Origin of the sequence: Bradyrhizobium sp. CIR48 (genome assembly GCF_014198315.1) — a bacterium.
In the GTDB taxonomy this organism is placed as follows: Bacteria; Pseudomonadota; Alphaproteobacteria; order Rhizobiales; family Xanthobacteraceae; genus Bradyrhizobium.
Genome location: NZ_JACIHG010000005.1, coordinates 251,509 through 277,762, shown reverse-complemented (window position 1 = coordinate 277,762; position 26,254 = coordinate 251,509). Strand labels below are relative to the sequence as shown.

Sequence of the window (26,254 nt, the reverse complement as noted above, 5' to 3'; positions counted from 1 at the left end):
GACTCCAATGCCCCGTTTCGCCGCCAATCTCTCGATGATGTTCACCGAGGTGCCGTTCCTCGATCGCTTCGATGCCGCCGCTTCAGCCGGCTTCACTGCGGTCGAGTTTCTCTTTCCCTATGAGCATCCCGCCGAGGCGGTCGGCGAGCGCCTCAAGCGCAACGGCCTGACCCAGGCGCTGTTCAACCTGCCGCCGGGCGACTGGAACGCCGGCGAGAAGGGCTTTGCGGCGCTCCCCTCGCGCTTCTCCGATCTCAAGGCGGGCCTGGAGACGGCGCTGCCCTACGCCAAGGCGACCGGCGTCAAGCGCCTGCACCTGATGGCCGGCATCGCCAACCGCGGCGAGCGCGTCGCGATCGAGGCGTTCTACAAATCGGTGGCATGGGCTGCGGAGTTCTTCGCCCCGCACGGCATCGACATCGTGCTCGAGCCGATCAATGCGCGCAACGTGCCCGGCTACTTTCTCAACGATTTCGGCTTCGCGCGCGATCTGATCCAGGAGCTGAGGCTTCCGAACCTCAAGCTCCAGTTCGACATCTATCACTGCCAGATCATCCATGGCGACGTCACGATGCGGCTGCGCGAGATGATGCCGATCATCGGCCATATCCAGATCGCCAGCATCCCCTCGCGCAACGAGCCTGACGGGGAGGAGCTGAACTATCCGTTCCTGTTCGAAGAGCTCGACCGGCTCGGCTATGCCGGCTTCGTCGGCTGCGAGTACAATCCGCGCGGCAAGACCACCGATGGCCTTGCCTGGTTCAAGCCTTATGCAGGAGTGAAGCCGTGACACTTGCGTTGGGCTGCATCGCCGACGACTACACCGGCGCTTCCGATCTCGCCAACACGCTGACACGCGCAGGCCTGCGCACCGTGCAGACCATCGGCGTGCCCGCGGACGATCTCGCACTGCCCGAGGTCGATGCCGTCGTGGTGTCGCTGAAGAGCCGCTCGATCGAGGCCGGCCTTGCCGTGTCGCGTTCGCGTGCGGCGGATCAGTGGCTGCGCGGCCGCGGCGCCGGCCACGTGCTGTTCAAGATCTGCTCGACCTTCGATTCCACCGTTTCAGGCAATATCGGTCCGGTGATGGACGCGCTGCGTGCCGATAGCGGCGAAGGTGCCGTGCTGGTGACGCCAGCCTTCCCGGAGACCGGCCGCACCGTCTACCAGGGCAACCTTTTCGTCGGCGCCGTGCCGCTCAACGAGAGCCCGCTGAAGGACCATCCGCTCAACCCGATGCACGATTCCAACCTGGTGCGCGTGCTGGCGCGCCAGAGCGGGACGCAGATCGGTCTCGTCGACCTCGCCACCGTCACCCGCGGCGCAGACGCCGTGCGGGCACGGCTGGCCGAGCTGGCGGACAAGGGCATCGGCGCTGCCATCATCGACGCGGTCTTCGACCGCGACCTCGAGACCATCGGCCTCGTTGCCGCCGAACACCGGCTGTCGGTCGGCGCCTCCGGCATCGGCCTCGGGCTCGCGCGTGCGCTGGTGTCGACGGGTAAAGTCAAATCGGCCAGGGCGAACGGCGAGACCGGCGCTGCCGTCGGTGGACCGGCGGCCTGCCTCGCCGGAAGCTGCTCTCAGGCGACGCTTCAGCAGATCGCCAACGCCGAGCGCGTCATGCCGGTGCTTCATCTCGATCCTGACCGTATCATTACGGGGGCCGGCGAAGCACAGCGTGCGTTGGACTGGGCGAGGCCGCGGCTTGCGGAAGGTCCGGTGCTGATCGTCTCGAGCGCGACGCCCGATCAGGTCGCCGCGCTGCAGGCGCGGCACGGCCGCGACGCAGCCGGCCATGCGATCGAGCAGACCATGGCCGACATCGCGGAGAGCCTTGTAAAATCAGGGGTGCGGCGACTGATCGTTGCCGGCGGCGAGACCTCCGGTGCCGTGGTCGATCGGTTGAAGATTCCCGGATTTCTCGTGGGAGTAGAAATCGCGGCAGGTGTCCCGGTGCTGCATGCGGTGGGCGCGCAAGCCGACATGCTGCTCGCTCTGAAGTCCGGAAACTTCGGCGGCGCTGAATTTTTCTCCGATGCGCTTAGGCTCATGCGCTGAGCGCAGAGCATTTTTAGCGACGTGTTCATCTCTTTAAGGCTCCGTACTCGTACGGAGTCGTAGTTAACATCTGCGCAGGTGCTCTGGTGTTGGATGTTGGTGCCGCTCCCTTTGGTTGATTCGTAAAACTTCCGGACGCGCACCGCGCCAGCACAAAGAGACCCGATTATGCTCGCCACCATTTCCATCCGCGCCAAGATCATCAGTGTCGTGGCGTTCCTGCTTGTCGCAATGGCCGGCATGGGTCTCCTGGCCGTCATGAAAATGCGGTCGATGAACGCCAACACCACCGACATCACCACGAACTGGATGCCCAGTGTGCGGGTGCTCGGCGAACTTCGGGCGAGCGTCATTACCTATCGCAACGTGGTCCGCCAGCACATGCTGTCTGAAACGCTGGACGAGAAGCTCGCCAACGAGAAGACGGGTGTGACGGTGATCGAAGCGCTGGCCAAGATCCGCGGCCGGTATGAGGCAATGATCACCTCGCCGGAGGAGCGGGCGCTCTACAACCAGTGGTCAAAACTCTGGGACGACTACAAGAAGGGCACCGAGGAGGTGATGGCGCTCTCGCGCAAGGAGGCCGGCAAGGTCCCGCACGAAGCGCAGGAGCTGAATACCAAGACCGTCAACAAGATCGGTCTTGCGTCGGATGAGGTCCTGATGAAGGACATCGAGCTCAACACCAAGGGGGGCGATCAGGCGGCTCAGGATGCTGCGGACAGCTACTCCTATGCTTTCATGCTGGTCTCGGTCATTCTCGGCGCCGCCGTCATTATCGGCATCGGCGTCGGCTTCTATCTCGTCCAGGACGTCTCGAAGGGCATCAACTCGATCATCGAGCCGATGCAGGCGCTGGGCAGGGGCGACTTGTCCGCCGAAGTCCCGCACCGGGGCGATAAGACCGAGATCGGCGCCATGGCCGACGTGCTTCAGATCTTCAAGGAGGCGCTGATCGCCAAGAAGGCCGCCGGCGAGGCTGCGGCCGCGGATGCCGAAGCCAAGATCGAGCGCGGCCGCCGCGTCGACAACATCACCCGCGAATTCGAAACCATGATCGGCGAGATCGTCCAGACCGTGTCGTCGGCCTCGACCCAGTTAGAGGCCTCCGCCTCGACGCTGACTTCGACCGCCGACCGTTCCCAGCGGCTGGCGACCACGGTCGCCGGCGCTTCGGAGGAAGCCTCGACCAACGTGCAGTCGGTGGCTTCGGCGACCGAGGAGATGGCTTCGTCGGTCGGCGAGATCAGCCGTCAGGTGCAGGAATCGGCTCGGATGGCGGGCGATGCCGTCGGCCAGGCGCGCGCCACCACCGAGCGCGTCAGCGAGTTGTCCAAGGCGGCGTCCCGCATCGGCGATGTCGTCGAGCTGATCAACACCATCGCCGGCCAGACCAATCTGCTGGCGCTGAACGCGACCATCGAAGCAGCACGTGCCGGTGAAGCTGGCCGCGGTTTCGCCGTGGTGGCCTCCGAGGTGAAGGCGCTCGCCGAGCAGACCGCTAAGGCGACCGGCGAGATCGGTCAGCAGATCTCCGGCATCCAGGCGGCGACCAACGACTCCGTCGGCGCTATCAAGGAAATCTCCTCGACCATCGAGCGCCTCTCGGAGATCTCGTCGGCGATTGCAGCGGCGGTGGAAGAGCAGGGCGCAGCGACGCAGGAGATCGCCCGCAATGTGCAGCAGGCCGCGCAGGGCACCCAGCAGGTCTCCTCCAACATCACCGACGTGCAACGCGGTGCGACCGAGACCGGCACGGCCTCCTCGCAGGTGCTGTCGGCGGCGCAAATGCTGTCGAACGATTCGGGGCGGCTGAAGAATGAGGTCAGCAAGTTCCTGACCAACGTCCGCGCCGCATAAATCCTCGTGCGACCTGTTTATCGAACGACGAGCGGCGCCAAAGGCGCCGCTCGTTTTGTTTGACCTGTGGCATCATCGAAATCGGCAAGTTCCTGAACTCCGTCCGCGCCGCCTGAGACAGGCCGCCGCATAGCTGCGATGTCGATTTCGCAGTGCGGTAGCAGGGAAGTGAATGCAGGATAGTTCTGGTTATTAGCGTTTCCGGCGGTGCTCGGGTAAAGGGAAATGGGGATCGCCGTGGGGGCAGATTCCGTATCCTCGCTTGACCCGGATTTGCCTGGCGCATGATTGCTCTGGTCCGTATTGCCCTGAGCCGGCCCTATACGTTCGTCGTGCTGGCACTCCTGCTGCTGATCATCGGACCGCTCGCGGCGCTCCGGACCCCGACCGACATCTTTCCGGACATCCGCATTCCCGTGATCGGCGTGGTCTGGCAGTACACCGGCCTGCCGCCCGACCAGATGTCCGGCCGCATCACGACGCCGTTCCAGCGTGCGCTGACGACCACGGTCAACGACATCGAGCACATCACCGCCAATTCCTATAACGGCTTTGGTATCATCAAGATCTTCTTCCAGCCCAACGTCGACATCCGTACCGCCAACGCGCAAGTCACCGCGATCTCGCAGACGCTGATCAAGCAGATGCCACCAGGCGCGACGCCGCCCTTGATCCTGAACTACTCGGCCTCCACCGTCCCGATCATCCAGGTGGCGCTGTCGGGCGACGGGCTCACCGAGCAGAACCTCGCCGACATCGGCATCAATCAGCTCCGCACGCCGCTGGTCACCGTGCCCGGCGCGGCGATCCCGTACCCGTTCGGCGGCAAGCAGCGCCAGGTCCAGATCGACCTCGATCCCACCGCGCTGCAGGCCCGCGGCCTGTCCGGCCAGGACGTCGCCAATGCGCTCGCCGCGCAGAACCTGATCACGCCGGTCGGCACCCAGAAGATCGGCCAGTTCGAGTACAACATCCAGCTCAACAACTCGCCGCTCAGGATCGACGAGCTCGGTAACCTCCCGATCAAGACGGTCAACGGCGCCATGGTCTATGTGCGCGACGTCGCCACCGTGCGCGACGGCAATCCGCCTCAGACCAACATCGTCCATGTCGACGGCAACCGCTCGGTGCTGATGATGGTGCTGAAGGCGGGCGCGACCTCGACGCTCGATATCATCGCCGGCATCAAGCAAAAGGTGATCGAGGTCAAGGACCAGCTCCCGGACGCGCTCAAGATCGGCTTCATCGGCGACCAGTCGGTGTTCGTGCGCGGCGCGATTCAGGGCGTCGCGGTCGAGGGCGTGATCGCGGCGCTGCTCACCAGCGTCATGATCCTATTGTTCCTCGGCAGCTGGCGCTCGACCATCATCATCGCGGTGTCGATCCCGCTGTCGGTGCTGGGCGCCATCATCATGCTGTCAGCGATCGGCGAGACGCTCAATATCATGACGCTCGGCGGGCTCGCGCTCGCCGTCGGCATCCTCGTCGACGACGCCACCGTCACGATCGAGAACATCAATTACCATCTGGAGCAGGGCAAGCCGGTCGAGCAGTCGATCCTCGACGGCGCCAACCAGATCGTGACGCCGGCCTTCGTGTCGCTGCTCTGCATCTGCATCGTGTTCGTGCCGATGTTCTTCCTCTCGGGCGTCGCGCGCTTCCTGTTCGTCCCGATGGCGGAAGCCGTGATGTTCGCGATGATCTGGTCGTTCATCCTGTCGCGCACGCTGGTGCCGACCATGGCAAACTATCTGCTGCAGGCGCATGTCCATCACGAAGGCGGGCCGCCGAAATCGCGCAATCCTTTTGTCTGGTTCCAGCGTGGCTTCGAGGCACGGTTCGAGCGCATCCGCGGCGGCTACCATGGCTTCCTCGGGCTGGCGCTGGCGCACCGCGCGGTGTTCGTGATCGGCTTCCTCTGTGTCGTCGGCGCCTCCTTCGCGCTGGTGCCGTTCCTCGGCCGCAATTTCTTTCCCGCGGTCGACGCCGGCAACATCCTGATGCATGTCCGCACCCAGGTCGGCACCCGCGTCGAGGAGACCGCCAACCAGCTCGCCGACGTGCAGAAGGCGGTCCGCAAGCTGATCCCCGGCGAAATCGAGACCATGACCGACAACATCGGCATGCCGATCTCCGGAATCAACATGACCTACAACAACACCGGCGTGATCGGCCCGCAGGACGGCGACATCCAGATCAAGCTAAAGGAGGGCCACAAGCCGACCGAAGAACACGTGCGCGTGCTGCGCGAGCAATTGCCGCGGCTGTTCCCCGGCGTCAGCTTCGCGTTCCTCCCTGCAGACATCGTCAGCCAGATCCTGAATTTCGGCGCGCCGGCGCCGATCGATCTCCAGATCCGCGGCGCCAATCTCAGTGCCAATTTCGCTTACGCCAACAATCTGCTGGCAAAAGTCCGCAGGATCCCCGGCGTTGCAGATGCGCGCATCCAGCAATCGCCGAACGCTCCGACCTTCAACATCGATGTCGACCGCACCCGCGCGCAATATGTCGGCCTGACCGAGCGCGACGTCACCAACAGCCTCGTGGTCAATCTCGCCGGCTCCTCGCAGGTGGCGCCGACCTACTATCTCAACCCCGAGAACGGCGTGTCCTACTCGATCGTGATGCAGACGCCGCAGTACCAGATCGATTCGCTGAGCGCGCTGCAGACGCTGCCGATCACCGCGGCCGGCAATGCGCAGTCGCCAATCCTCGGCGGCATCGCCGACATCAAGCGTTCGAGCTCGAGCGCGGTTGTCTCGCAATACGACATCCAGTCGATGGTGCAGATCTTTGCGACGACCTCGGGCCGCGATCTCGGCGCGGTCTCCGCCGATATCCGCAAGGTGATTGCCGAGACCGCCAAGGAGGTGCCGAAGGGTTCCTCCGTGGTGCTGCTCGGACAGGTGCAGACCATGAACAGCGCCTTCACCGGCCTGTTGTTCGGCCTGCTCGGCGCCGTCGTGCTGATCTATTTCCTGATCGTGGTGAACTTCCAGTCCTGGTCCGATCCGTTCGTAATCATCACGGCGCTGCCGGCCGCGCTCGCCGGCATCGTCTGGATGCTGTTCGCGACCGGGACCACGCTGTCGGTCCCGGCGCTCACCGGCGCCATCATGTGCATGGGCGTTGCGACCGCCAACAGCGTGCTGGTGATCTCCTTCGCACGCGAGCGCTACGAGGAGCTGGGCGATCCCGTCGCCGCGGCGCTCGAAGCCGGCTTCGTCCGGTTCCGCCCGGTGCTGATGACCGCGCTCGCCATGATCATCGGCATGGCGCCGATGGCGCTGGGGCTGGGTGAGGGCGGCGAGCAGAACGCGCCGCTCGGCCGCGCCGTGATCGGCGGCCTGATCTTTGCAACCTTCGCCACGCTGATGTTCGTTCCCGTGGTGTTCAGTATGGTCCACAAAAAGCAAGGCGCCAAAGCCGCCGCCCCATTGGAGACCCCGCATGTCGCCCACTGACCCCCGCTCCCCGGTTTCGCACCGGAAACTGGGCATCTTCGGCGTGGTGGCGCTGATCGCGGCCGGCCTCGTCGTCGGCACCGGCATCCGCGCGCGCGAGGAGCAGGGCTCCAGGCTGAAGGAATGGACCGACGATCAGGCCGTTCCCAGCGTCGCGGTGGCGCAGCCCAGCGCCAAGGCGCTCAACGCCACCATCGATCTGCCGGGCCGGCTGGAAGCCTATTATCGCGCGCCGATCTTCGCGCGCGTGTCGGGCTATCTGAAGAGCTGGAGCGCTGACATCGGCGCCCGCGTCAAGGCCGGGCAGGTGATCGCCGAGATCGAGGCGCCGGACCTCGATCAGCAACTGCTCCAGGCGAGAGCCGACCTCGCCAGCCAGCAGGCCAGCGCCAGGCTGTCGGAAGCAACGCTGAACCGGCGCAAGACGCTGGTCGCCTCCAACTTCGTCTCCGCGCAGGAGATCGACGAGCGCACCGCCGATCTCTCCAACAAGAATGCCGCCGTCAATTCGGGCAAGGCCAATGTCGAGCGGCTGGAAGCGCTGGCCGGCTACAAGAAGATCACCGCGCCGTTCGACGGCGTCGTCACCGCGCGCGACACCGATGTCGGCGCGTTGATCAATGCCGGTGGCGGCTCGGGCCCGGCGATGTTCGTGATCTCCGACATCACCAAGCTGCGCGTCTACGTCAACGTGCCCCAGAATTACGTGCCGGCGATCAAGATCGGCGCCAAGGCGACGATCACGCTGCCTGAGTATCCGAACCGGACTTTCCAGGCGACGGTGGAGGCGTCCTCGCAGGCCGTCGACGTCGCCTCCGGCACCACGCGCATGCAGCTCGGGCTCGACAATTCCTCAGGCGAGCTGATGCCCGGCGGCTATGCCAGCGTGAAGCTCAACCTCCAGCGCGATTCCGCGCCGCTCAGCATCCCCGCCAGCGCGCTGATCTTCAACAGCAGCGGCCTGCGCGTTGCCACCGTCGGTGCGGACGACAAGGTTCTGTTCAAACCCGTGACCATCGCCCGCGATCTCGGCCGCGAGATCGAGCTGGCCTCGGGGATCACCGCGGACGACCGCGTCATCACGGCACCGCCGGACGGGTTGTCGGACGGCGATGCAGTGCGTGTCGTCGGTGCGGGTGCGAAGGGCAAGCCGACGACCGCGTCGGAGAAGCAGGCGCCGAAGGGGTAGGGCGGCCTCGTGCCCCGGACGCAGCTCTCGTAGGGTGGGCAAAGGCGCTCTTGCGCCGTGCCCACCAATCTTTCCTGATCAGATGAAGACGGTGGGCACGCTCCGCCTTGCCCACCCTACGAAACCTTCCACTCCGGCACGCCATCCGCCGCCATTGCGATCTCGCCGAGCGAGCCAACCGGCGTGCGGTCCATGTCGAGCAAGTGTCCCAATGTCGCGCTATCACTCGCCGGAATTCGCGCCAGCGTGCGCCTGTCATCTTCCGTCCGCAGCATCACCACGCCATGCTCGACCTTGCCGCCGCGGCCGTAGAGCACCGTGAAGCTCTCGACCTTGCCCTTGCCCAAGGCCTCCGTGACGAACTCCGGCACCGCGCGCTTGTTGCGGTCGGCCTCGCCCTGCACACTCGTCTCCTGCGCCAGCGCCTGGCGCGGCCCCGCCTTCGCCACCACCAGCGCGTGATGCTTGGTGACGAAACCGCCCTGGCCGTAGAGCAGGCCAAGTTTTGCGCCCTCGCGCACACGCCGCACCATCGCGCAGGCCGCATGCGTCATGTAGGTGTTGAGCGGCGCGCCGAAGAAGGTGAGGCCGCCGGTTACGGTCGGTTGCACGTCGGCGCCAAGGCCAAGCGTTCGCCGCGCCATCTTGGGTACGCAGGGGAAGCAGCTATAGAGCTCGATGGCGTCGAAGTTCTTGGCGTCGCCGCCGGCAAGGTCCATCACCGCGTTCAGCACCGCGTTCTGCGGATGGCTCTCGTAGAACTGGTCGCGCAACAGATAGTCGCGTGGCTCCTCCGCCGAGGCGCCGCCGAGCGGATAGACCAGCCTGTCTTCCGCGATGCCGAGCGCAAGCGCCTTGGCGAGGCTGGTGAGCAGCAGCGCACCGCCCATGTTGACGCTGGGGTTGGCGATCATCAGCTTGTTGTAGGGCCACGCGATCAGCCGGTTGTCCGCGGTCGGCGTCGTGATCTCCTCGGGCGCATAACGCCGCTTCAGCCAGGCATTGGGATTTTGCGCGGCGGCTTCCGAATAGCGCGACCACAGCGTGCCGGATTCCGCCATGGCCTCGTGCGGCGTCTGGCCCCAATGCGCGGAGGAGGCGGCTTCGTAGAACGGATAGACGGTGACGGGGCGAAACACGCCGAGCTTCACCGCCAGCGGCTTCTGGAATGCCGCGCCGCGCTTGGGCTCCTCGACATCATGGGCGAACGGCGTCCACGGCAATTTGGCGCCAGCGCGCTCCGCCTTGGTTGCAGTCGACTGCGCCTCGGCACCGCAGACCGCGGCCACGGTGCATTCGCCGCGTGCGATGCGCTTGGCGGCTTCGTGGATGTAGCGGATCGGGCTCTCGCCGCCGACCGGGCCGTAATAGCAATGCGCCGGCGTGATGCCGAGGCGCTGCGCCAACAGCTGCTCCGGATCGCGGTAGCGCCAGCTCAGGAAGTTGACGACGTCGAGCGACTGCACCTCGCCGAGCAACTTTGCGCCGGCATCTGTTTCCGCGCGCCGCAGTGCCTGCTCCAGCAGGTCGAGCGGCTCGAGGCCGTCAGTGATGTCTTTCGGGCGATCGACAATCTCGCCGATGCCGACGATGACGGGGATGCGGTCTTCGGAGGTAGGGGAATTGGTCATTTCTTCTTGCTTCACGTTTCAGATTCTTGGCACGCCGTCGCCCTTCGAGGCTCGCTGCGCGGCGCTTCGCACCACGCGGCTCGCACCTCAGGGTGACGGCTACGGAGGAAGCGTCATCCCCGCGCAATGGCGAAGCCATTGTCGCTGGAGATGCGAGGCCGGCGGCGCAACGCGCCGTCGGTGGAGCCTCGAAGGATGGGCCACGGGCGCGATGCCGGCCACCGGCAATCACTCCGCCACCAGCGCATTCATGTGCTCGACGGCTTCGGCGAAATCTTCCTTGAACTCCTGCACCACCGCGCCCGCCGACTTCACGCTGTCGATGAGCCCGACGCCCTGGCCGACGAAATAGCTGACGAGATCGCGCGCCTTGGCGTTGCCGCTCGCCGCCGCGCGGTCGATCGAATTGAAGGCATCGCGGCTGACGATGCTCTGCAGCGGCATCGGCAGTGCGCCGGGGCTGTCCGGCGCGCGGTCCCAGGCATCGGTCCAGACCGAGCGGAGCTGCCGCGCCGGCTTGCCGGTGCGGCCTTTCGAGCGGACTGCATCACGGGAAGAGGCCGCGATCATCTTCTCGCGAAAGATCTCCGTGGTCTCGGCTTCCACCGTCGCGAGCCACACCGAGCCGGTCCAGGCGCCGGCCGCGCCCATCGCCATGCACGCCGCCATCTGCCGACCCGTCATGATGCCGCCGGCCGCCAGCACCGGCACGTCGCGGATGGGCTTGATCGCCTTGATCACCTCGGGCACCAGCACCATGGTCGAGACCTCGCCGCAATGCCCGCCGGCCTCGGTGCCCTGCACCACGAGGATGTCGACGCCGGCCGCGACCTGTCGCAGCGCGTGCTCCTTGGCGCCGACCAGCGCTGCGACCGGCACGCCGTGTTTCTTGCCCATCTCGATCATCGCCTTCGGCGGCACGCCCAGCGCATTGGCGATCAGGCGGATCGGATGATTGAAGGACACCTCGAGCAATTGCAGTGCCGTCTTTCCGTCGAACGGCTGCGGCTGATCGGCTGCGACCTCCGTGGTCGTCAGCTCGATGTCGTACTTCTTCAGGAGCTCGCGCGTGTAGGCGCGGTGCTCCTGCGGCACGCGCGCCTCCAGGCTCTTCCAGGTGACGTCTTTCTCGCCCGAGGTCGAGATGTTCTCGGGGATCAGCACGTCGATGCCGTAGGGCTTGCCGTCGACGTGATCGTCGATCCATTTCAGCTCGCGTTCGAGCGTATCGGGCGTGTGCACGGTGGCACCAAGCACACCGAAGCCGCCGGCGCGGCTGACGGCGGCGACGACGTCGCGGCAATGGCTGAAGGCCAGCAGCGGGAACTCGATGCCCAGCATGTCGCAGATCGGCGATTTCATGGCTCTCTCTCCCGGCGGTATTCGCGTTCTCGTTGCTTTCGCGCGAAGCAAGGTGACGCTAGCCGATCGTCACTGGCAATGACAGGCCGGATTCGGCGAGGCATCTTGTGTGTAGGCGTCGCGCTCTACCCGAAGGCCGCTGCGTCCCAGTTGACGCCGTCATTCCGAGCTCGCCCTGCGGGCGGCCGGATGACGGGAGGAGCCTGCCATGACGAAACGGTGAGATGCCCCGCCCGGCAATGCAACTCGGAGGGCTTGTCATCGGCCATTCGCGGGCTAATTAATGCAGGCGCATCTTTCCGCCGGAGCTCCTCGCATGACCGATACCCCCGCCTACGTGCCGCCCAAAGTCTGGACCTGGAACAAGGAAAATGGCGGGCAGTTCGCCAGCATCAACCGCCCGATCGCCGGTCCGACCCACGACAAGGAGCTGCCGGTTGGCAAGCATCCCTTCCAGCTCTATTCGCTGGCGACGCCGAACGGGGTGAAGGTCACGGTGATGCTGGAGGAGCTTCTGGCGCTCGGCCACAAGGGGGCCGAATACGACGCCTGGCTGATCAGAATTGGCAACGGCGACCAGTTCGGCAGCGGCTTCGTCGACATCAACCCGAACTCCAAGATCCCCGCGCTGATGGACCGCTCCGGTCCGGAGCCGATCCGGGTGTTCGAGTCCGGCTCGATCCTGCTTTATCTCGCCGAGAAGTTCGGCGCCTTCCTGCCGAAGGACATCAAGAGCCGCACCGAGGCGATGTCCTGGCTGTTCTGGCAGATGGGCAGCGCGCCCTATCTCGGCGGCGGCTTTGGCCATTTCTACGCCTATGCGCCGTTCAAGATCGAATACGCCATCGACCGTTTCGCGATGGAGACCAAGCGCCAGCTCGACGTGCTCGACCGGCGCCTTGCCGACAACGAATATCTCGGCGGCAAGGAGTATACCATCGCCGACATGGCGGTGTGGCCCTGGTACGGCGCGCTCGCCAAGGGGCTGGTCTATGGCGCCGGCGAATTCCTCTCGGTGCAGGACTACAAGAACGTGCAGCGCTGGACCGACCAGATCGCGCAGCGCCCCGCCGTGAAACGCGGGCGCATGGTCAACCGCGTCTCCGGCGATCCCGCCAGCCAGCTGCACGAGCGGCACGATGCGAGCGATTTCGAGACGAAGACGCAGGACAAGGTCGAAGCGGCGAAGACTGCGTAACGTCGCTCACCGGTGCCGTAGGGTGGGCAAAGCGAAGCGTGGCCACGGTTTCCAGCGCAACATGGAGGGATGGTGGGTACGTCGCTGACGCTCCTTTGCCCACCCTACGAAGGCTGATCCAGGCGCGTAGGGCGGATTAGCCGCAGGCGTAATCCGCCATCTTCGTCACACGAAAGTTCGGCGGATTACGCTTCGCTAATCCGCCCTACGATCTTCGTAGGGTGAGCAAAGCGAAGCGTGCCCACCACCTCACGCGTAGGCCACAATGGTGGGCACGGCGCGCGAAGTCGCCTTTGCCCACCCTACGGCTCTTCCCGAGCGGGAAGAGGAGAGACCTTTTACGCCATGCTCAGCTCGTGGCGTCCGACCACCATCCAGTGCACCTCGTCCGGGCCGTCCGCAAAGCGCAGATGGCGCACGTCCTGGTACATCTCTGCGAGCGGGGTCCAGTGCGAGATGCCGGTGGCGCCGTGCATCTGGATCGCCTGGTCGATGATCTTGCAGGCGCGCTCGGGCACCATGGCCTTGACCATGGAGACCCAGACGCGGGCCTCCTTGTTGCCGAGTACGTCCATCGCCTTGGCCGCCTTCAGCACCATCAGCCGCATCGCCTCGATCTCGCAGCGGGCCTGCGCGATGATCTGCATGTTGCCGCCGAGATGGGCGATCTTCTTGCCGAAGGCTTCGCGGGTGAGGCCACGCTGCACCATGAGATCGAGCGCCTTCTCGGCCTTGCCGATGGTGCGCATGCAGTGATGGATGCGGCCGGGTCCGAGGCGGAGCTGCGAGATCTCGAAGCCGCGGCCTTCGCCGAGCAGCATGTTCTCCTTCGGCACCCGCACATTGTTGAAGCGCATGTGCATGTGGCCGCGCGGGGCGTGGTCCTGGCCGAACACATACATGGGCCCGAGCACCTCGACGCCGGGCGTGTCGCGCGGCACCAGGATCTGCGACTGCTGCTTGCTCGGCGCCGCGTCCGGATTGGTCTTCACCATCACGATCAGGATCTTGCACCGGGGATCGCCGACGCCGGAGATGTAGTACTTCTCGCCGTTGATCACCCATTCGTCGCCGACGAGCTTCGCCGTCGTTGAGATGTTCTTGGCATCGGAGGAGGCGACGTTCGGCTCGGTCATGACATAGGCCGAGCGGATCTCGCCGTTGAGCAGCGGCTTCAGCCACTTCTCCTTCTGCTCCTTGGTGCCGACGCGCTCCAGCACCTCCATGTTGCCGGTGTCCGGCGCCGAGCAGTTCATGCTCTCGGACGCCAGCGGGCTCTTGCCGAGCTCGGAGGCGATATAGGCGTAGTCGAGATTCTTCAGGCCCTGGCCGGTCTCGTCGTCGGGCAGGAAGAAGTTCCAGAGGCCCTCCTGCTTGGCCTTGTTCTTGGCCTTCTCCAGCACCTCGAGCTGCTTCGGCGTGAAGCTCCAGCGGTCCTCCTTGCCTTCGCCGGCCTTGGCGAACTCGATCGACATCGGCTCGACGGTATCGCGGATGAACTTCTTGACGTGATCGTAGAGCGGCCGGACCTGGTCCGACATCCGGAGGTCGTTGAGCTCGTCGCCGGGATTGAGGGTGTAGTTGGTGGTGCGGGGAATATAGGTGTGTTTTGTCATTGTTCCTCCCGGGGACGCTGAGATCGTTCTGGGCGCAAGAATAGTCGCAGCGCCGCCAAAGCGCGAGCGCGTATTTTTCACGCGGAGCCATGCCACGCGATGGAATATCGCGAGGGCGTTTGAAATGTTGTTTGAATGGGGTGGAGTGAGGCGGCAGGCGCGAGCCTCACTCTCCGTTGTCATCGCCCGACTTGATCGGGCGATCCAGTATCCCAGAGGCGGCAGTGATTGAATCGAGAAGCCGCGGCGTACTGGATTCCCCGCTTTCGCGGGGAATGACATCGAGGATGTGGCTAGATCACGCCGGCATCCGATGCATCGCGCAGATCTTGTTGCCGTCGAGGTCACGCAAATAGGCGAGATACAGTTTGCCGCCCGGGCCCTGGCGGATGCCCGGCGGATCCTCGATCGATTTTGCGCCGGCTGCGACGCCAGCCGCGTGCCACGCATCGACCTGCTCCGGCGAATTGCAGGCAAAGCCGATGGTGCCGCCATTCGCGCAGGTCGCCGGCTCGCCGTTGATCGGCTTCGACACCGAGAACACGCCGGTCTTGGTGATGTAGAAGATGCGGTGGCCGTCGACCCTGGCCGGCCGCACTTCGAGCGTGCTCAGCAGGTCGTCGTAGAACGACTTGGCCTTGTCGAGGTCGTTGGTGCCGATCATGATGTGTGAGAACATTTGCCCATTCCCTCAATGTTGTAGCCCGGATGGAGCGCAGCGAAATCCGGGTCTTGCTTGCTTTTGGCTGTCCCGGATTGCGCTGCGCTCCATCCGGGCTACGAAAATCAAAACGCGGTATAGCCGCCGTCAATCACGAACGTATCGGCCGTATGATACGACGACGCCTTGCTCATCAGATACACCGCGATGCCGCCGAAATCGGATGCCTCGCCGAAGCGGCGCACCGGAATGCGGGGCATGACGTTGGCGACGAATTTTTCGTTGGCCATGAGACCGGACGTCATGTCGCTCTTGATCCAGCCCGGCAGGATCGCGTTGGCGGTGACGCCGTGGCGGGCGAGCTCGACGCCGAGCGCGCGCACCAGCGCGTTGATCGCGGCCTTGGTTGCGGCATAATGCTCGTTGCGCGCGGTGCCGAAGATCGAGGCGAGGCTCGAGGTCGCGACCAGCCGGCCGAAGGGATCGCCGGCATTGGCGCGGTCGGTCATGTGTCTCGCCGCGGCCTGGAACGCGTGGAACACGCCGTCGAGATTGGTCGCAAACATCGTGCGCCATTCTTCCTCGGTGCGCTCGATGAAGGAACGCCGGCCACCGCCGCCGATGCCGGCATTGGCGAAGCAGCCGTCGACCCGGCCGAAAATGTCGAGCGTCGCCTTCATCGCGGCATTGACCGAAGCCGGATCGGTGACGTCGCAGACCCGGGTATCGACCTTGCCTGATAGCCCCGCCATGCTCGCGGCAGCAGCCTTGTTCTTGTCGGCATTGCGGCCCCAGATCGAGACGTTGCAACCCTGGCCGGCGAGCGCCTGTGCAATACCGAGGCCGATGCCGCCATTGCCGCCGGTGATCACGGCGACGCGGCCGGAGAGGTCGAAAAGGTTCATGGCGCGTTTCCTGTTTTGGGTATCGGCGCATCAGCCGCTGCGCGCAAGATTGCTTGCTATGCTCTGATCACCATGGACAAGACCGCGCCAAAAATCAAATATGCGCCCCGACAAAACGAATTCCGGTCTGCGAAACTGACGCAGGCCGCAACTGACGAGGAAACCATGCAGTTCAAACACGTCACGCTCGATTTCGATGGCTCGGTCGCGATCCTCAAGCTCGACCATCAGGAGGTGATGAACGCGGTCTCCGTGGACATGCTGGGTGGTCTCGCCGAGGCGCTCGATGCGATCGAGGAGAAGAAGGACGAGGTGCGCTGCGTGGTGCTGACCGGCGCGGGCCGGGCGTTCTGCACCGGCGCCAATCTGCAAGGGCGCAACAACCAGTCGAAGAAGACCAAGGCCGGCCTGACGCTGGAGACCGGCTTTCACCCGTTCCTGCGCCGCATTCGCAATCTGCATTGCCCGATCGTGACCGCGGTCAACGGCCCGGCGGCGGGCGCCGGCATGAGCTTCGCGCTGCTCGGCGACATGATTTTATGCGCGCGTTCGTCCTACTTCCTGCAGGCTTTCCGCCGCATCGGCCTCGTGCCGGATTGCGGCTCGACCTGGCTGTTGCCGCGCCTCGTCGGCCGCGCGCGCTCGATCGAATTGTCGTTGATGGGCGAGCGGCTGCCGGCCGAGAAGGCGCTGGAATGGGGCCTCGTCAACCGCGTCTATGACGACGGCGTGCTGATGGAGGAAGCCATGAAGCTCGCGCGCGATCTTGCCAGCGGCCCGACGGTGGCGCTGTCGCTGATCCGCAAGCTCTATTGGGATAGCCCCGAAAACTCCTTCGAGGATCAGCTCAACCTCGAATTCCAGTGCCAGCTCCGCGCCGGCGATACCCAGGATTTCCGCGAGGGCGTCGGCGCGTTCCTGGAGAAGCGTCCCGCGCAGTTCAAAGGCAAATGATCGAAGCCGAGCTTTCACGCAGCGTCCGGCGCTGGTGCAAGGACGCGACCGGCATCACCGGCGCGGCCAGATTGTCGGGCGGCGCCAGTCAGGAAACCTGGCGCTTCGACATCACGCATCCCGATGGCGGGATCGGCGCGATCCTGCGCCGCTCGCCGAAGGGTTATGGCGCAGCGCCGACGCGCGCGGCGGGTCTTGCGGCTGAAGCGCAGCTGATGCAGCTCTCTTATGAGGCCGGCGTGCCGTCGCCGCGCGTGATGCATGTGCTCGTGCCGGAGGATGATCTCGGCACCGGCTTCATCATGCAAAGGGTCGAGGGCGAGACCATCGCGCGCAAGATTCTTCGCGATGACGAATATGCGGCGGCGCGGCCGCATCTGGCGCGGCAGATCGGCGGCATTCTTGCTGGCCTTCATAGGCTGCCAAAGGACAAGCTGCCCGAGCTGCGCAGCAGGTCGGCGACCCAGGAGATTTCCGAGTTCGAGCGCGATTATCGCAGCCTGAACTGGCCGAAGCCGGTGTTCGAGCTGGCGCTGCGCTGGCTGCGCGACAACGATCCGGGTCCGTCGGCCGAGGAGACGCTGGTGCACGGCGATTTCCGCAACGGCAATCTCATCATCGGCCGCGATGGCGTCCGCGCCGTGCTCGACTGGGAGCTCGCCCATCTCGGCGATCCCATGGAGGATCTCGGCTGGGTCTGCGTCAACTCCTGGCGTTTCGGCGAGATCGACAAGCCCGTCGGCGGCTTTGGCTCGCGCGAGGAGCTGTTCGCGGGCTATGAGGCTGCGGGCCGCCAGGTCGATCCCGCGCGCGTGAAATTCTGGGAAGTGATGGGCACGCTGCGCTGGGGCATCATGTGCGGCGGCATGATGCAGCGCTTTCGCGAGGGGCCTGACCATTCCATGGAACGCGCGATGATCGGCCGCCGCGCGAGCGAGACCGAGATCGATCTGTTGCGGCTCTTGGCGCCGCGCGGGAGCTGAGCGATGCAGGACGAACCGACCCCGATCGAGCTGACCAAGTCAGTCGCCGATTTCTTGCGCAACGACATCACCCCGCTGATCTCTGGCCACCAGGCCTTCAAGCTGCGCGTCGCTATCAACATTCTCGATCTCGTCACGCGGCAATTGACGCGGGAGGAGGGGAGTGATGCTGCGGAGGTCGAGCGCCTGCGCTCGCTGCTCGGCATCGACGGCTCGGTCGCCGATCTCAACCACGCGCTCGCCGAGCGCATCGCCAAGGGCGAGGTCGATCTCGCAACGCCAGGCCTTGCCGAGCACCTGTGGGCGACCACGATGGACAAGCTGGCGGTCGATCAGCCGAACTACGCCTCGTACAAGCGGGAGCTGGGGCGAGGCGGGTAGGCAGCGCCACATTCTCCGCTGTCATCGCCCGGCTTGACCGGGCGATCCAGTATTCCAGAGACGGCAGCGATATACTGAAAGGCCGCGGCGTACTGGATGCCCCGGTCAAGCCGGGGCATGACAGCTGTTATGTTGGCGAAATCCGTGGTCGTGACGGGAGGGACGGTCCTACTTCCCCACCCATTTCGGCGGCCGCTTCTCCGAGAACGCCTTCGGGCCCTCGATGTAATCCTGCGAGGCCGCCATCGCCTTCACCGCCGGATAGTCCCGCTGCTCCTCGATCGCCTGTTCCAGCGAGACGCCGAGCCCCTTCTGGATCGCCTGCTTGGAGGCGCGGATCGACATCGGCGAGTTCTTGGTGATCATGTCCGCCCAGCGCAGCGCGCCCGACAGCGCCTCGCCCTGCGGCACCACCTCGTTGACGAAGCCGAGCTCAAAACCTTCCTTGGCGCTGACATGGCGTGCGGTGAGGATCATGCCCATGGCGCGCTTCAGCCCGATCTGCCGCGGCAACCGGTGCAGGCCGCCGGCGAGCGCGGCGAGGCCCACGCGCGGCTCGGGCAGGGCGAAGGTCGCATTCTCCGAGGCAATGATGAGGTCGCACGCCAGCGCGATCTCGAAGCCGCCGCCCATCGCGACGCCGTTCACCGCTGCGATGATCGGCTTGTCGCAGTCGAAGCGCGCGGTGAGGCCGGCAAAGCCGCCCTTGTCCCAGCCGCGTTTTCCTCCCGCTGCCTGCCATTTCAGATCGTTGCCGGCGCAGAACGCCTTGTCGCCGGCGCCGGTGACGATCGCGACCCACTGCTCGGCATCCGCGGAGAAATCGTCGAACACCTTCTGCAGCTCGAAATGCGCATCGGTGTGCAGCGCGTTGTAGACCTCGGGACGTGACAGCGTGACGATCGTGATCGGCCCCTTGCGTTCCACCTTTGAGAATTTCAGCTCCATCGCGCGCTCCCGCATTTTCTTCCGAAGGAATATTGCCGGCATATTACCGCGCGTCGGCGCCGGGGCACCATCGAATTGCGCTGGTGCGCCTTGCGCGCGTCACACGCCTCGCTTTGCTTGACTTGCACGCGCTCTTCTCAGCTTAATCGGACGAAGCGGAAATGCGCCTAGCGCCTTAACGCAAAACGATAAAATCAATCCGGGAGAGAACCTGTGGATTTCTCATTGCCAGCCGATCTCGTCGCCTATCTCGGAGAGCTCGATCGTTTCATCGAACGCGAGATCAAGCCGCTGGAAGAGGCCGACGACAACATTCGCTTCTTCGATCATCGCCGCGAATGGGCGCGCACCGATTTCGAGAATGGCGGCCTGCCGCGGCATGAATGGGAAGCGTTGCTGCGCAAGGCGAAAGATCTCGCGGATGCCGCCGGCCATCTGCGCTTTCCCGTGCCGAGGCAATATGGCGGCAAGGATGGCTCCAACCTCTGGATGGCCGTGATCCGCGAGCATTTTGCCGCAAAGGGTCTCGGCCTGCACAATGATCTGCAGAACGAGCATTCCATCGTCGGCAACTTCCCCGTCGTCACCATGCTCGATCGCTATGGCCGCGACGATCAGAAGGCGATGATCGACGGCTCGATCAGGGGCAAGTACCGCATCACCTTCGGCCTCACCGAGCCGCATCACGGCTCCGACGCCACCCACATGGAGACGCGCGCGGTGCCGGCCACCCGCGACAACGTCAAGGGCTGGATCATCAACGGCGAGAAGATGTGGACCACGGGCATGCACGTCGCCACCCACTGCGCGCTATTTGCGCGCACTGGCGGTAATGACGGCGATGCCCGCGGCATCACCTGCTTCCTGGTGCCGGCCAAGAGCCCTGGCGTCAAGGTCGAGGAATATATGTGGACCTTCAACATGCCGACCGACCACCCCCGCGTCAGCTTTACCGACGTGTTCGTGCCTGAGGATGCGCTGTTCGGCGAGGTCGGCCGCGGCCTGTCGCTGGCGCAGTGTTTCGTGCATCAGAACCGTATCCGCCAAGCTGCGAGTTCGCTGGGCGCGGCGGTCTATTGCATCAACGAGAGCGTGAAGTATGCGCGCGAGCGCAAGCCGTTCGGGCGGGCGCTCGCCGAGAACCAGGCGATCCAGTTCCCGCTGGTCGAGCTTGCGACGCAGGCCGAAATGCTGCGCCTTCTGATCCGCAAGACCGCCTGGGAGATGGATCAGCTCACCGAGGAGCAGATCGAGCGCACGCTCTCGGATCGCGTCTCGATGTGCAACTACTGGGCAAACCGCCTCGCTTGCGAATCCGCCGACCGCGCCATGCAGGTCCATGGCGGCATGGGCTACTCACGCCACAAGCCGTTCGAACACATCTACCGCCATCACCGCAGGTATCGCATCACCGAGGGGAGCGAGGAGATCCAGATGCGGAAGGTGGCGGGGTTCCTGTTCGGCTATATGGGGCCGGGGAAGCACTGAGGCTTGCACTGCAATCGTAGGGTGGGCAAAGCGACTTGTCGCGCCGTAGCTCGAAGAGCGTAGGCGGAAGCGTGCCCACCACACCTTGAATACGGAGCGAGATGGTGGGCACGGCGCTTTGCGCCTTTGTCCACCCTACGGCAACGCGGGATCAATTCACCCGTCGATCCTTCCCCACCCAATACGGCTCGCGCAACTGCCGCCGCAGGATCTTGCCGCTCGGATTCCGCGGCAGCGCCGGCAGGAACTCCACGCTCTTCGGCGTCTTGTAGCCGGCGATGCGCGTCCGGGTGAAGTTGATGATGTCGGTGACGCTCGCCTCTTTGCCCGGCTTCATCACCACGACGGCCTTCACCGCCTCGCCCCATTTGTCGTCGGGCACGCCGATCACCGCGGCCTCGGCGACATCAGGGTGATCGCACAGCGCGCTCTCGACCTCGGCGGGATAGATGTTCTCGCCGCCGGAGATGATCATGTCCTTGATGCGGTCGTGGATGTAGAGATAGCCGTCCTCGTCCATATAGCCGGCATCGCCGGTGCGCAGCCAGCCGTCGGAACGAAGCGTCGCGGCGGTCGCCTCCGGCAAATTCCAGTAGCCCGCCATGCTGGAGCCCGAGCGCGTCGCGATCTCGCCGACCTCTCGTGGCGGCAACGGCTTGCCGTCGAGGTCGAGGATTGCGATCTCGATACCCGGCAGCGCCTTGCCCGCCGAGCGCATCCGCTCCAGCCCCTCGACGTGATCCTCCGGCGGCAGCGCGACGATGGTGCCCGTGGTCTCGGTCATCCCATACAGCTGCACAAAGCCGCATTTGAAAACCTCGATGCACTCCTTCAGCAGCGCCGCCGGTATGGGCGAGGCGCCATAGAGCATGTATTTCAATCGTGAAAAGTCCACCGTCCTGGCGCGTGGCTGCCGCACAACGAATTGCATCGCCGCCGGCACCATGAACAGCTTTGTGATGCCCGACTGCTCGAAGAAATCCAGAATCTTGGTCGGATCGAATTCGCGCGCGATCACGCCGCGGGCGCCGTGATAGAGGCCCATCACACCCCAGCCGGAACCGCCGATGTGGAAGACCGGCATCGCCACCAGCGAGACGTCGTCGGTCGACCACCGGTTCCACTCCGGCTTGTCCTCGGCATTGCCTGATTGCACCAGGTTGAGGAAGTTGGCGTGGCTCAGCATCGCGCCCTTCGGCTTGCCCGTGGTGCCGGAGGTGTAGAGCTGGATCGCGATGTCGCGCGTCGCGATCGGCACCCCGGGATCGTCACCGCTCTGCGCATCGCGCCAGGCCGGAAAACCCTGCCATTCCGGCGCGCCGCCTTCGGTGGTGATGACAGTGCGCACGCCCGGCAGCTGGTCCCTGATCTGGCGGACCTGAGTGATGAACTCCGGCCCGACGAACAGCACCGCGGCCTTGCAATCGTCGACGATGAAGGCGACCTCGGGCCCCGCGAGACGCCAGTTCACCGGCGCCATCACCACGCCCGCCTTCATCGCGCCCATCAGCAGCTCGAAATAGAGGTCGCTGTTCTTGCCGAGATAGGCGATGCGGTCGCCCTTGTTGACGCCCATCGCAATCAGCGCGTTGGCGACCTTGTTGGTCCTCGCGTCGAATTCGGCAAAGCTGGTGGTGCGGCCCTCGAACTCATAGGCGATGGCGTTGCCGCGGCTTTTGGCGCGCTCGCGCACCATGTCGGCGAGAGTTGCCAATGGCTGTGTGGACATGTTTCTCCCGTGCGTCTTGTTCTTATGCCGCGGAGTTTGGCGTCATCCGCGGGTGAAGACAAGATGGGGCCCGGCTGTCGTCCCGGACAAGCGCGCTTCAAGCGCGCGCAGATCCGGGATCCATAGCCACAGGGAGAAGTTTTGCGAAGACTCGGAGTTACCGTCTCGCGCCACAACTCCTCCCTGTGGTTATGGGTCCCCGCGGTCGCGGGGACGACAGGTGAGGGTGGGGCGAAGACGTCAGCCCCTTACATGCCCCGCATTCGCGCCAGACAACTACCCCCGCTTCGCCCGGTCCTTCTCGTTCTGCGCCATGATGCTCTCCCGCGCGGTTTTCCAGTCGTCGTCGCTCCAGTCGCGGAGCTGGTAGAAATTGCCGCCCATGGCGAGCGCCTGCGCGCCATCCATGGCGATGGTCTCGCCGTTGATCCAGTCGCAGCCGCCGGAGATCAGGAACACCGCGACGTTCTGCAATTCCTCCATGGTGCCGACGCGGCCCATCGGGTTCATCGCCTTGGTGCGTGCGCCGGCCTCGTCACCCGGCTTGATGCGCTTGCTCATGCCCTCGGTCGGGATCTCGCCGGGCGCGATGGTGTTGAGGCGGATGCCGTAGCGGCCCCATTCGGCCGCGAGCGACATCGTCATGGCATGGATCGCCGACTTGCTCATCGCCGACGGCACCACGTAGGGCGAGCCGTTGCGCACCCAGGTCGTGGTAATCGACACCACGTTGCCGGGCTGCTTGGCCGCGATCCAGCGCTTGCCGATCGCCTGCGTCACGTAGAACGTACCGTGCATGACGATGTTGGCGACGGCGTCGAAGCCGCGCGGCGACAGCTCCTCGCTGCGCGAGATGAAATTGCCGGCGGCGTTGTTGATGAGGTCGGTCAGCGGCGCGTCGCGGAAGATGGTCTCCACCATCTCCTCGACCGCGAGCGCGTTGCGGATGTCGACGCCGTGACTGGTGACGCGGCCGCCATACAGATCCATCAGCTCGGTCGCGGTCTCGTCGCAGACGATCTTGCGCCGGCCGCAAATGTGCAATTCGGCGCCGAGCTGGAGGAAGCGGGCCGCCATCGACTTGCCGAGTCCAGTGCCGCCGCCGGTCACGAGAATGCGCCGTCCGGCCAGAAGATTTTCCTTGAACATGGCTGTTTCTCCCGTACGGAATGTCAGTTAATTGGTCGATTGACTAAATCCGGCCGCCGGCGTCCTGTAAAGCGCCACTGAACAAGAACAGGCAAGAACCAGGGGAGAATTGATCCATGGAAGAGCGCGTCTCGATCTCGATCTCGGAAGGCGTCGCCGACGTGCGCCTGGTGCGCGCCGACAAGATGAATGCGCTGGATCAGCCCATGTTCGAGGCGCTCGTCGCGGCAAGCGAGCGGCTTTCGAAGGACAAGAGCGTGCGCGCTGTGGTCCTTTCCGGCGAGGGCCGCGCCTTCTGTGCCGGTCTCGACATGGGGCGTTTTGCCGCCATGAAGGAGAAGGGCGGCAATGGAATTCCGGGTGGCGAAAATCGCGATCTCACCAAGCGGACCCACGGCCAGGCGAATTTTCCGCAGCAGGCGGTGTGGGGCTGGCGTCAGCTTCCGGTTCCCGTGATTGCGGCCGTGCATGGCGTCGCCTTCGGCGGCGGCTTCCAGCTGTCACTCGGCGCCGACATGCGCTTCCTCTCCGCGGACGCGCGGATGTCGATCATGGAGATCAAATGGGGGCTCGTCCCTGACATGGCGGGCACGCCGATCCTTGCGAGCCTCGTGCGCGACGACATCCTGCGCGATCTCACCTATACGGGGCGCATCTTCTCCGCGCAGGAGGCGATGACCTACGGCCTCGCCACGCGCATCTGCGACGACCCGCGCGCGGCGGCGCTCGAAGTCGCGCGCGAGATCGCGGAAAAAAGCCCCGATGCGATCCGCGCGGCCAAGCGGCTGCTGAACAATCTCTCGGTCGATCCAGGTCCGGCACTGCTGGCGGAGTCGGTCGAGCAGCAGAAGCTGATCGGCAGCGCGAACCAGACCGAAGCGGTGCGCTCCAATCTGGAGAAGCGCGCGGCGAAGTATGCGGATTAGCTCGGTCCTCATCCCGACGAGCCGCGCAGCGGCGTCTCGAGGGATGGGCCACGGGCTCTCATGGTTCGAGACGGCGCTTCGCGCCTCCTCACCATGAGCGGCAACTCCAGCAAGAAGAAAAACAACAATGAGCGAAACGTCTGACTTCCTCGGCATCGTCTCCGGCGACCGGCGCCGCAGCCACACTGAGGTCGGAGCCCGCGCAGACCGCATCGCCTCCGGCCTCGCCAGGATCGGTGTCCGCCAAGGCGATTGCGTCTGCATGCTGATGCGCAACGACATCGCCTTCCTGGAGGCCGCCTACGCCGCGATGCGCCTCGGGGCCTATGGCGTTCCGATCAACTGGCACTTCAAGCCGGAAGAGATCACCTACATCCTGAACGACACCGGCACATCCGTGCTGATCGGGCACGCCGACATGCTGCATGCCCTGCGCGATGCGATCCCTGAGGGCGTCACCGTGCTCAGCGTGCCGACGCCGCCGGAGATCCTGTCCAGCTACAGGATCGATCCCGATCATCTGAAGACGCCGGATTTCGCCATCGATTTCGAATCCTGGCTTACGCAATTCGAGCCCTATGACGGCCCGGTCGTGCCGCAGCCGATGAACATGATCTACACCTCGGGAACTACAGGCCACCCCAAGGGCGTACGCCGCAACGCTCCGACGCCGGAGCAGCAGGCGGCGGGCGAGCGCATGCGCGCGATGATCTATGGCCTCAAGCCCGGCGCCCGCGCGATCCTGCCGGGCCCGCTCTATCATTCCGCGCCGAACTCGTTCGGCATCCGCGCCGGCAAGCTCGGCGGCGCGCTGGTGCTGATGCCGCGCTTCGAGGCGGAAGAGTTCCTCGAGCTGATCGAGCACTACAAAATCGACACCATCTTCATGGTGCCGACCATGTTCATCCGCCTGATGAAGCTGCCGGAGGCGGTGCGCAAGAAGTACGACGTCTCCTCGCTGCGCCACGTCATCCACGCCGCCGCGCCATGTCCGGCCGACGTCAAGCGCGCCATGATCGAATGGTGGGGACCGGTGATCTACGAATTCTACGGGTCGACCGAGTCCAGCGCGGTGACGTTCGCGACCTCCGAGGACGCGCTGAAGAAGCCCGGCACGGTCGGCAAAATCTCGCCCGGTGCCGAGCTGCGTTTCCTCGGTGAGGACGGCCGCGTGCTCGGCGTCGGCGAGATCGGCGAAATCTATTCCCGCATGGCCGCGCTTGCCGATTTCACCTATCACAACAAGCCGGAGAAGCGCGCGGAGATCGACCGCGACGGCTTCATCACCTCCGGCGATGTCGGTTACATCGACGAGGACGGCTACGTCTTCATCTGCGACCGCAAGCGCGACATGGTGATCTCGGGCGGCGTCAACATCTACCCGGCCGAGATCGAATCGGTGCTGCACGCTGTCCCGGGCGTGCATGATTGCGCGGTGTTCGGCATCCCCGATTCCGAATTCGGCGAGGCGCTGATGGCCGTGGTGGAGCCGCAAGCCGGCGTCGCGCTCGCAGCCGCCGACGTCCGCGCCGCGCTGAAGGCGCATCTGGCCGATTACAAGGTTCCAAAACACATCGAGATCCGCAGCGGCCTGCCGCGCGAAGATTCCGGCAAGATCTTCAAGCGCCGCCTCCGCGATCCCTATTGGGGGCAGGCGGGGCGGAAGATCTGAGGCGGTGCCGTAGGGTGGGCAAAGCGACTGGTCCGCCGTAGCTCGAAGAGCGAAGGCGGAAGCGTGCCCACGTTCTG

The 26,254-nt window shown here is 64.9% G+C and carries 20 protein-coding genes; 12 read left to right on the top strand and 8 right to left on the bottom strand.

What is annotated here, in order from left to right:
* Nucleotides 1-7 precede the first annotated feature (7 nt).
* The 5 genes from otnI to GGD66_RS17705 all read left to right on the top strand — a co-directional run bounded on the left by otnI (nucleotide 8) and on the right by GGD66_RS17705 (nucleotide 8,574).
* On the top strand, nucleotides 8-790 hold the full coding sequence (otnI, locus tag GGD66_RS17725) for a 2-oxo-tetronate isomerase (protein WP_091953525.1): 783 nt from the start codon (nucleotides 8-10) through the stop codon (nucleotides 788-790).
* Nucleotides 787-2,061 carry a 3-oxo-tetronate kinase gene (gene otnK, locus GGD66_RS17720; RefSeq protein WP_092259487.1) on the top strand — a complete coding sequence of 425 codons (1,275 nt, stop codon included), beginning with the start codon at nucleotides 787-789 and terminating at the stop codon, nucleotides 2,059-2,061. The genes otnI and otnK overlap by 4 nt, the downstream gene beginning before the upstream one ends.
* Nucleotides 2,062-2,229: 168 nt before the next feature.
* On the top strand, nucleotides 2,230-3,921 hold the full coding sequence (locus GGD66_RS17715) for a methyl-accepting chemotaxis protein (RefSeq protein WP_183258498.1): 1,692 nt from the start codon (nucleotides 2,230-2,232) through the stop codon (nucleotides 3,919-3,921).
* Nucleotides 3,922-4,205: 284 nt separating this feature from the next.
* On the top strand, nucleotides 4,206-7,385 hold the full coding sequence (locus GGD66_RS17710) for an efflux RND transporter permease subunit (RefSeq protein ID WP_183258497.1): 3,180 nt from the start codon (nucleotides 4,206-4,208) through the stop codon (nucleotides 7,383-7,385).
* On the top strand, nucleotides 7,372-8,574 hold the full coding sequence (locus tag GGD66_RS17705) for an efflux RND transporter periplasmic adaptor subunit (RefSeq protein ID WP_018315630.1): 1,203 nt from the start codon (nucleotides 7,372-7,374) through the stop codon (nucleotides 8,572-8,574). The genes GGD66_RS17710 and GGD66_RS17705 overlap by 14 nt, the downstream gene beginning before the upstream one ends.
* A 116-nt stretch (nucleotides 8,575-8,690) precedes the next feature.
* On the opposite strand, the gene GGD66_RS17700 is transcribed toward GGD66_RS17705, so the two are convergent.
* Both GGD66_RS17700 and GGD66_RS17695 read right to left on the bottom strand, forming a co-directional pair.
* Nucleotides 8,691-10,205, bottom strand: coding sequence for an acetyl-CoA acetyltransferase (locus tag GGD66_RS17700; RefSeq protein WP_183258496.1), 1,515 nt, complete (start codon nucleotides 10,203-10,205; stop codon nucleotides 8,691-8,693).
* Between the two features lie 228 nt (nucleotides 10,206-10,433).
* The gene (locus GGD66_RS17695) at nucleotides 10,434-11,567 is read right to left on the bottom strand and encodes a nitronate monooxygenase (protein ID WP_018315632.1); all 1,134 of its coding nucleotides are present in this window, start codon (nucleotides 11,565-11,567) and stop codon (nucleotides 10,434-10,436) included.
* Nucleotides 11,568-11,883: 316 nt separating this feature from the next.
* On the opposite strand from GGD66_RS17695, the gene yghU reads away from it, so the two are divergent.
* Complete coding sequence (gene yghU, locus GGD66_RS17690; RefSeq protein WP_092259468.1) at nucleotides 11,884-12,765, top strand: glutathione-dependent disulfide-bond oxidoreductase; 882 nt, start codon at nucleotides 11,884-11,886, stop codon at nucleotides 12,763-12,765.
* A 338-nt stretch (nucleotides 12,766-13,103) separates the two neighbouring features.
* Here the strand turns inward: yghU and GGD66_RS17685 are convergent, their stop codons facing one another.
* From GGD66_RS17685 to GGD66_RS17675, 3 genes are all read right to left on the bottom strand, one after another.
* Nucleotides 13,104-14,381, bottom strand: coding sequence for an acyl-CoA dehydrogenase family protein (locus GGD66_RS17685; RefSeq protein ID WP_028143270.1), 1,278 nt, complete (start codon nucleotides 14,379-14,381; stop codon nucleotides 13,104-13,106).
* Nucleotides 14,382-14,679: 298 nt separating this feature from the next.
* Nucleotides 14,680-15,060 (bottom strand): VOC family protein, encoded by a 381-nt coding sequence (locus GGD66_RS17680; RefSeq protein WP_092259462.1) that lies wholly within the window; start codon nucleotides 15,058-15,060, stop codon nucleotides 14,680-14,682.
* A 107-nt stretch (nucleotides 15,061-15,167) separates the two neighbouring features.
* The gene (locus tag GGD66_RS17675; protein ID WP_183258495.1) at nucleotides 15,168-15,947 is read right to left on the bottom strand and encodes an SDR family NAD(P)-dependent oxidoreductase; all 780 of its coding nucleotides are present in this window, start codon (nucleotides 15,945-15,947) and stop codon (nucleotides 15,168-15,170) included.
* 165 nt (nucleotides 15,948-16,112) lie between these two features.
* Between GGD66_RS17675 and GGD66_RS17670 the strand changes: the two genes are divergently transcribed.
* Genes GGD66_RS17670 through GGD66_RS17660 form a run of 3 tightly spaced genes read left to right on the top strand, consistent with a single transcriptional unit; the run spans nucleotide 16,113 to nucleotide 18,265 of the window.
* On the top strand, nucleotides 16,113-16,901 hold the full coding sequence (locus GGD66_RS17670; RefSeq protein ID WP_183258494.1) for an enoyl-CoA hydratase/isomerase: 789 nt from the start codon (nucleotides 16,113-16,115) through the stop codon (nucleotides 16,899-16,901).
* Entirely contained in the window at nucleotides 16,898-17,884 is a 987-nt protein-coding gene (locus GGD66_RS17665; protein ID WP_183258493.1) for a phosphotransferase family protein, read from the top strand. Before GGD66_RS17670 ends, GGD66_RS17665 begins: the two co-directional genes overlap by 4 nt.
* Before the next feature lie 3 nt (nucleotides 17,885-17,887).
* Complete coding sequence (locus GGD66_RS17660) at nucleotides 17,888-18,265, top strand: DUF6285 domain-containing protein (protein ID WP_183258492.1); 378 nt, start codon at nucleotides 17,888-17,890, stop codon at nucleotides 18,263-18,265.
* 168 nt (nucleotides 18,266-18,433) lie between these two features.
* Here the strand turns inward: GGD66_RS17660 and GGD66_RS17655 are convergent, their stop codons facing one another.
* Nucleotides 18,434-19,213, bottom strand: a complete 780-nt coding sequence (locus GGD66_RS17655) for an enoyl-CoA hydratase-related protein (protein ID WP_092259450.1) — start codon at nucleotides 19,211-19,213, stop codon at nucleotides 18,434-18,436.
* 213 nt (nucleotides 19,214-19,426) lie between these two features.
* On the opposite strand from GGD66_RS17655, the gene GGD66_RS17650 reads away from it, so the two are divergent.
* A complete protein-coding gene (locus tag GGD66_RS17650) occupies nucleotides 19,427-20,701 on the top strand; it encodes an acyl-CoA dehydrogenase family protein (RefSeq protein ID WP_183258491.1) in 1,275 nt (424 codons plus the stop codon).
* 151 nt (nucleotides 20,702-20,852) lie between these two features.
* On the opposite strand, the gene GGD66_RS17645 is transcribed toward GGD66_RS17650, so the two are convergent.
* Together GGD66_RS17645 and GGD66_RS17640 are read right to left on the bottom strand one after the other, a co-directional pair.
* Complete coding sequence (locus GGD66_RS17645) at nucleotides 20,853-22,430, bottom strand: fatty acid--CoA ligase (protein ID WP_183258490.1); 1,578 nt, start codon at nucleotides 22,428-22,430, stop codon at nucleotides 20,853-20,855.
* A 276-nt stretch (nucleotides 22,431-22,706) separates the two neighbouring features.
* Nucleotides 22,707-23,579 carry an SDR family oxidoreductase gene (locus GGD66_RS17640; protein ID WP_183258489.1) on the bottom strand — a complete coding sequence of 291 codons (873 nt, stop codon included), beginning with the start codon at nucleotides 23,577-23,579 and terminating at the stop codon, nucleotides 22,707-22,709.
* Between the two features lie 116 nt (nucleotides 23,580-23,695).
* Between GGD66_RS17640 and GGD66_RS17635 the strand changes: the two genes are divergently transcribed.
* Nucleotides 23,696-24,505: a crotonase/enoyl-CoA hydratase family protein gene (locus GGD66_RS17635; RefSeq protein ID WP_183258488.1), complete on the top strand. Its 810-nt coding sequence runs from the start codon at nucleotides 23,696-23,698 to the stop codon at nucleotides 24,503-24,505.
* Nucleotides 24,506-24,632: 127 nt separating this feature from the next.
* Nucleotides 24,633-26,177 carry an acyl-CoA synthetase gene (locus tag GGD66_RS17630; protein WP_183258487.1) on the top strand — a complete coding sequence of 515 codons (1,545 nt, stop codon included), beginning with the start codon at nucleotides 24,633-24,635 and terminating at the stop codon, nucleotides 26,175-26,177.
* Nucleotides 26,178-26,254: the final 77 nt, after the last annotated feature.

Bases quoted from the DNA above. Each gene is read 5' to 3' on its own strand.
- otnI (WP_091953525.1), top strand. From the start codon at position 8: ATGCCCCGTTTCGCCGCCAATCTCTCGATGATGTTCACCGAGGTGCCG.
- GGD66_RS17715 (WP_183258498.1), top strand. From the start codon at position 2,230: ATGCTCGCCACCATTTCCATCCGCGCCAAGATCATCAGTGTCGTGGCG.
- GGD66_RS17710 (WP_183258497.1), top strand. From the start codon at position 4,206: ATGATTGCTCTGGTCCGTATTGCCCTGAGCCGGCCCTATACGTTCGTC.
- GGD66_RS17705 (WP_018315630.1), top strand. From the start codon at position 7,372: ATGTCGCCCACTGACCCCCGCTCCCCGGTTTCGCACCGGAAACTGGGC.
- GGD66_RS17700 (WP_183258496.1), bottom strand. From the start codon at position 10,205: ATGACCAATTCCCCTACCTCCGAAGACCGCATCCCCGTCATCGTCGGC.
- GGD66_RS17695 (WP_018315632.1), bottom strand. From the start codon at position 11,567: ATGAAATCGCCGATCTGCGACATGCTGGGCATCGAGTTCCCGCTGCTG.
- yghU (WP_092259468.1), top strand. From the start codon at position 11,884: ATGACCGATACCCCCGCCTACGTGCCGCCCAAAGTCTGGACCTGGAAC.
- GGD66_RS17685 (WP_028143270.1), bottom strand. From the start codon at position 14,381: ATGACAAAACACACCTATATTCCCCGCACCACCAACTACACCCTCAAT.
- GGD66_RS17680 (WP_092259462.1), bottom strand. From the start codon at position 15,060: ATGTTCTCACACATCATGATCGGCACCAACGACCTCGACAAGGCCAAG.
- GGD66_RS17675 (WP_183258495.1), bottom strand. From the start codon at position 15,947: ATGAACCTTTTCGACCTCTCCGGCCGCGTCGCCGTGATCACCGGCGGC.
- GGD66_RS17670 (WP_183258494.1), top strand. From the start codon at position 16,113: ATGCAGTTCAAACACGTCACGCTCGATTTCGATGGCTCGGTCGCGATC.
- GGD66_RS17665 (WP_183258493.1), top strand. From the start codon at position 16,898: ATGATCGAAGCCGAGCTTTCACGCAGCGTCCGGCGCTGGTGCAAGGAC.
- GGD66_RS17660 (WP_183258492.1), top strand. From the start codon at position 17,888: ATGCAGGACGAACCGACCCCGATCGAGCTGACCAAGTCAGTCGCCGAT.
- GGD66_RS17655 (WP_092259450.1), bottom strand. From the start codon at position 19,213: ATGGAGCTGAAATTCTCAAAGGTGGAACGCAAGGGGCCGATCACGATC.
- GGD66_RS17645 (WP_183258490.1), bottom strand. From the start codon at position 22,430: ATGTCCACACAGCCATTGGCAACTCTCGCCGACATGGTGCGCGAGCGC.
- GGD66_RS17640 (WP_183258489.1), bottom strand. From the start codon at position 23,579: ATGTTCAAGGAAAATCTTCTGGCCGGACGGCGCATTCTCGTGACCGGC.
- GGD66_RS17635 (WP_183258488.1), top strand. From the start codon at position 23,696: ATGGAAGAGCGCGTCTCGATCTCGATCTCGGAAGGCGTCGCCGACGTG.
- GGD66_RS17630 (WP_183258487.1), top strand. From the start codon at position 24,633: ATGAGCGAAACGTCTGACTTCCTCGGCATCGTCTCCGGCGACCGGCGC.